Origin of the sequence: Cellulosilyticum ruminicola JCM 14822 (genome assembly GCF_001311925.1) — a bacterium.
In the GTDB taxonomy this organism is placed as follows: Bacteria; Bacillota; Clostridia; order Lachnospirales; family Cellulosilyticaceae; genus Cellulosilyticum; species Cellulosilyticum ruminicola.
Map to the genome: position 1 here is coordinate 1 of NZ_BBCG01000111.1, position 5,287 is coordinate 5,287.

Genomic DNA, 5,287 nt, shown 5'->3' on the forward strand with positions numbered 1-5,287 from the left:
TTTAGTTGTAGCATTTTTATCACGTGTTCTATAGATTGTTTCATTCTTGTGTCCTTTTTCTAAATAACACTTTAATTCTTCTGGAACAAGCTTGGGATTGATCTTATTGAGTGCTTTTATAAGCTTTAGATTAACAGTGTAAACTAATTCAATACGGGACAGTTTCTTACAGGATGAACTTATCATCATAGAATTCATACGAAGCATTTTGTCATCAAGTTTCATCTCTGTTTCAATAAGCGCAGCAAGAACTTCTATTTCTTCTTTTATCAAGTCTCTACTCATACTCCAGGACTTTTGTTCTAAAGTTATAAAGAGTATTGATGGATACAAGCTGTTTCTCATAACTTGTTGTGCCTAAAGCGAACTGAAATCTCATATCGAAATTTAAAGCGCCAATAAGGTCTTCACCTGGTAAACTAAATAAGAATAAGAAGACCTACTAATATATTAACAGGAGAATTTGGTCTAGAAACTTCATCACTATAGAGCACTTCAAAACGTTCTTCATTAATGTTAGAAAAAATATATTTATTAAAAGGGGTAACCCAACTCTTCTCAAGATTTTTACGAAGATATTTAGGTAGAGTAATTGTTGGATCCCCAAGATTAAGTTGTTGGACTATATTTTAACAAAACATAAAATTATCCCCTTTATTTTTTGCTTAATTATACCATAATAATGTAAAGTAGTTTTAAAAACTATCTTTTTGTAGGCTAATCATAATAGACTATTTATAATAATTACAAGAGGAGTCAATATGGATATAATACATTATTAGTAGATGAAAAAGGTGAAATATTAGAGGTTACATTTAACAGAATTGAGGATAAAAATAGTATTAACATTGAACTTTTACAAGAACTGAATAGTATATTAGACTATGCTGAACAAAATCCTTATAATAAAATGATTGCTTTAAAAGGAAATAGTAAATTCTTCTGTACAGGAATGGATTTTAGTGAATATATAAAATTAATGAATCATACAACTTCTAAGGTTAATCAACCTGAGTTGTATATGCAGACAATCAAACGTCTAAGTACAATTTCAAGACTTATCGTTTCACAGGTTGAAGGGCAGATAACAGTAGGTGAAATGAGCATTATAGCAGCTAGTGATTATGTTATTGGCACACACAATGTACGTTTTAGTCTATCTGAAGCTTTATGGGGATTGTTACCAGCTATGATATTACCTTATTTAGTACGAAGAGTGGGATATCAAAAAGCTTATGCAATGACTGTAACAACTCAGGCAATAGATGCTTATAAAAATCACGTAATAGATTATTTATCAGATAATACGGCACAAGTATTACAACGCTTTTGGTTAAGGGCACGACTTGTAAGAATACCTTTTATCGGACAAATGAAAGCCTATTTTAGGAGTTTATAGATAAATGGAACAAGAAGCAGTACGTACAATAACTACATTAATGCAAGAACCACAGACCAGGGAGAATATTATGGACTTTGTAAGGTATAAGAAATTCCCATGGGAATAAGAAAATAAAAAAATGGTGAAACTGCTAATAGTATGTATATTTTATAACAAACACATCTAAGGGAGGACTTTTAAAGTGGCTTATATTTTACTTATTATTGGCTTTGTATTACTTGTAAAAGGATCGGATTATTTTGTAGATGGTAGCTCATCTATTGCACAAATTTTTCATATTCCTACACTTATTATTGGATTGACGATTGTTGCCTTTGGCACAAGCGCACCAGAAGCAGCAGTCAGCATTACTGCTGCCCTTAAAGGACAAAATGATATTGCCATGGGGAATGTTATTGGCTCTAATATTTTTAATACTTTAGTAGTCGTTGGAGGCTGTGCCATTATTACACCTTTCGCTGTGGAAGATTCAGTTCTTAAACAGGATTTTCCTTTTTCTATCTTAATTACAGTTGCACTATTATTTTTAGGATCAGACTCTTTTTTAAACAATGGTGTCCCTAATGTAATTAGTCGTGGAGATGGATTAACATTACTTTTATTCTTTATTGTTTTTATCTATAACATGATTCAAGCAGCTTTAAAGAATAAACATCAAGAAGAGGATGTTAAGCCTAAATATAGCTTAGGTAAGGGGATTTTAATTGCCCTCGGAGGAATTGTGGGCATTGTTTTAGGTGGAGAACTGGTCGTAGATAGTGCTTCAAAGATTGCGATTTCTTTTGGACTTAGTGAAACTTTAGTAGGTCTTACAATTGTTGCAATTGGTACCTCCTTACCTGAGCTTGTCACAAGTTTAGTAGCTTCTAAAAAGGGCAAAAGTGATATTGCCATTGGTAATGTTGTAGGATCTAATATTTTTAATATTTTATTAGTACTTGCACTTTCTGCTAGTATTCATCCAATTAATGTAAACGTATTATCTATTTATGATTTATTGATTTTATTAGGATTTAATGTTATTACCTATATATTTGCTTGGATACAAAAACGTGTTGGACGAATAGAAGGTAGTATTTTAGTTATACTTTACATCCTTTATACGGTTTACATTATCATCCGTTAGAAAATGAATTATTTTAGTTCATTGGCTGCCTAGCTATTTTAAGTAGTATGAAATAGCAGGCAGCTATTGTTGTATAATTTTGAAAATGTATAATGATTGAGTTATAATAGATTAAACTACTGTATAAAGAAAGTTAAGGGAGGAGAAAATGAAGGATTTATGATTAGTTATACCTTGTTATAATGAAGAAGTTTTAAGAGAAATAGCTAGTCAACTTAAAAGCATTATGGAAGCACTTATGGCCAAAAAGAAGATTGCATTGAAAAGTCGTATAGCTTTCGTAAATGATGGCTCCAAAGATTGTACATGGCAAATCATTAATGCATTAATACAAGAAGATAGTCTATTTGTAGATATTAATTTAGCGCATAATAGAGGCTATCAAAATGCATTGTTAGCAGGATTAATGGTAGCTAAAGAAAATGCAGATAGTGTAAGTTCTTTAGATGCTGATTTACAGGATGATATTCAAGTTATTGAGAAATTTGTTGATGCATATATAGCAGGAAATGATATCGTTTATGGTGATAGGTCTTCTAGGCAAAAGATACCTTCTTTAAACGTTTTACAGCAGAAGGATTTTATAAAGTCATGCATTTCTTAGGTGTTGAGATGGTTTTCAATCATGCAGATTATCGTTTAATGAGTAAAAGAGCCCTGGAGGGCCTAATGCAATTTGGTGAAGTTAATCTGTTTTTACGTGGTATTGCTCCTCAAATAGGTGTTATCCATCCACAACTGTAACTTATGAACGTCAAGAACGTATAGCCGGTAAGTCTAAGTATCCTTTAAAGAAAATGATTGCTTTTGCTCTAGAAGGTATTACTTCTTTTACAATTAAGCCTTTACGTATTGCAACATTATTAGGAAGTTTATCATTTTTAGTGAGCATGGGTATGCTTATTTACTGTCTAGTAGTGCATTTCATGGGCAAAACAGTAAGCGGTTGGGCTAGCTTAAGTGTTTCTATCTGGGCTTTAGGTGGATTAAAGCTTTTAATGCTAGGGATAGTTGGTGAGTATATTGGTAAAATATATTTAGAAACTAAGCATTGCCCTAAATATATTATAGAATCTATTATTTATCATGAAGACATTCAACAAAGACAATAGCAAAGGAGTTCAAAAAATGACAAAAAATACATTTAGTTTACACATTTTAAAAGATGAAACAACATCATATAAAAGCTATACGTATGTTATTATAGATAACAAAACTTTAGAAACAGGTATTATTGATCCTGCATGCGAAAAGGAAAAACTTGAAACTCTTATACAAGATAAGGGGTTAAAACCTAAATATATTTTACTTACTCATACCCATTCTGATCATATTCGACAAGTGGAATGGCTCTATAAGCATTATCAGATGCAAGTATGTCTTTCAGAAATAGAAGCACATTTTTATGATTATTACATGCCGAGTATGAAATTATTAGATGATGAAGAAAAAATACAAATAGGCAATACAAGTATCAGATGCATTCATACAGCAGGGCATTCTAAAGGTAGTATGTGTTATTGGGTAGGGAATAAACTTTTTACAGGTGATACACTTTTTATTGAAGGCTGTGGCGTATGCACTGGCATTGGTGGCGATGTTGAAGAAATGTACAATACTATTCAACATTTAAAAAATATTATTTTGAAAGAAACAGAAATATATCCAGGACACCGTTATGATGCATACCCAGGAGAAACGTTTGCGCAGATGTTTGAAAAAAATATTTATTTACTATTAGATGCGAAAGAGGATTTTGTGAATTTTAGAATGAGGAAAAATCAGGGAAATATTCTGAAATTTAAATAGGTACGCTTACAATGTATTAACACATGTGTTTATAAATACTAAACTAATAGTAAATTTAGTGTTCAAAAACACGGAACTTCGTAAAAGTATATCTAAACTATTGTATAAAATTCTTCCCAAAATCATATTGCAACAAGTCTTCAATCAAATTAGCGGTTTTAATCCTTGGCCAGTAGCTTATACTGTTCTAGAAGATAAAGAAATCAAAATATATGAAGCAAGCATCGGTGAGGAAACTTATAATACATACGTTAACATCTTATAGCGTTTGACGTGAGGTGTATAATTAAGCTATTCTTTTGTTAAGATGAAAGAGACAAGGTTGGTGAAATTGTGAAAGGTGAATATAAAACAAAACCAAGAACTTTAATAATCCAGTATTTGAAACAAAATGCAGAACCCCGATTCACTGCTAGAGATATTGTAAATAAACTTATTACAGATGGCGAGAACATTAATTATGCCACAGTTTATCGTAATCTAGAAAAATTATATAAGGAAGGAAAATTGATTCGTTATAAAGAAAACGATCTAAATGCCACATGTTGTAAATATTCAGAGACACAAGAACACTGTAATAGTCATATGCATGCACAGTGCTCAGCATGTGGCAAAATATTTCATCTTGATCAAGAATTTGTTGAGGAATTTGATGTGATTCTTTTTAGTGTATAGAATTGATATAAGTCTACAAGCAGTAATGTATAAAATCTTTGCATACTGACGCCTCTCTCCCGACTCTTAAGTATGCTTTGATCTACACTATCATAAAGCGGCATTGTAAGTAATGATCCTAGACTTGCGATATACATGGGAAACCTCCTAATCTAAGTGCTATTAGACTATAGAGGTTTCCCATTTTTATTGAATTTATTACTGGAAAATTTTATTTATAAGTTAACGCTTATGAAATTATATATTTAGACAAAACTTAAGATAACGACATGTGC

At 31.4% G+C, this 5,287-nt stretch carries 5 protein-coding genes and 2 pseudogenes; 6 read left to right on the plus strand and 1 reads right to left on the minus strand.

Annotated elements, in window-relative coordinates; genetic code table 11:
* Positions 1-285: pseudogene (locus JCM14822_RS17755) on the minus strand (hypothetical protein); the annotation flags it as partial.
* A 514-nt stretch (positions 286-799) separates the two neighbouring features.
* On the opposite strand from JCM14822_RS17755, the gene JCM14822_RS17760 reads away from it, so the two are divergent.
* The 6 genes and pseudogenes from JCM14822_RS17760 (at position 800) to JCM14822_RS17780 (ending at position 5,012) form a co-directional block, all read left to right on the plus strand.
* Positions 800-1,399 carry an enoyl-CoA hydratase-related protein gene (locus JCM14822_RS17760; RefSeq protein WP_278287255.1) on the plus strand — a complete coding sequence of 200 codons (600 nt, stop codon included), beginning with the start codon at positions 800-802 and terminating at the stop codon, positions 1,397-1,399.
* Positions 1,400-1,583: 184 nt separating this feature from the next.
* Positions 1,584-2,528 (plus strand): calcium/sodium antiporter, encoded by a 945-nt coding sequence (locus tag JCM14822_RS17765; protein WP_054743919.1) that lies wholly within the window; start codon positions 1,584-1,586, stop codon positions 2,526-2,528.
* Between the two features lie 169 nt (positions 2,529-2,697).
* Positions 2,698-3,640 (plus strand): annotated as a pseudogene (locus JCM14822_RS25440) (glycosyltransferase family 2 protein).
* Between the two features lie 16 nt (positions 3,641-3,656).
* Positions 3,657-4,337 carry an MBL fold metallo-hydrolase gene (locus tag JCM14822_RS17775; RefSeq protein WP_054743921.1) on the plus strand — a complete coding sequence of 227 codons (681 nt, stop codon included), beginning with the start codon at positions 3,657-3,659 and terminating at the stop codon, positions 4,335-4,337.
* A gap of 58 nt (positions 4,338-4,395) precedes the next feature.
* Positions 4,396-4,602 carry a DNA-3-methyladenine glycosylase gene (locus tag JCM14822_RS25290; protein WP_408606224.1) on the plus strand — a complete coding sequence of 69 codons (207 nt, stop codon included), beginning with the start codon at positions 4,396-4,398 and terminating at the stop codon, positions 4,600-4,602.
* A gap of 68 nt (positions 4,603-4,670) precedes the next feature.
* Positions 4,671-5,012 carry a Fur family transcriptional regulator gene (locus JCM14822_RS17780; protein WP_054743923.1) on the plus strand — a complete coding sequence of 114 codons (342 nt, stop codon included), beginning with the start codon at positions 4,671-4,673 and terminating at the stop codon, positions 5,010-5,012.
* Positions 5,013-5,287 lie beyond the last annotated feature (275 nt).

Coding starts and splice junctions, on each gene's coding strand:
- JCM14822_RS17775 (WP_054743921.1), top strand. CDS start 3,657: ATGACAAAAAATACATTTAGTTTACACATTTTAAAAGATGAAACAACA.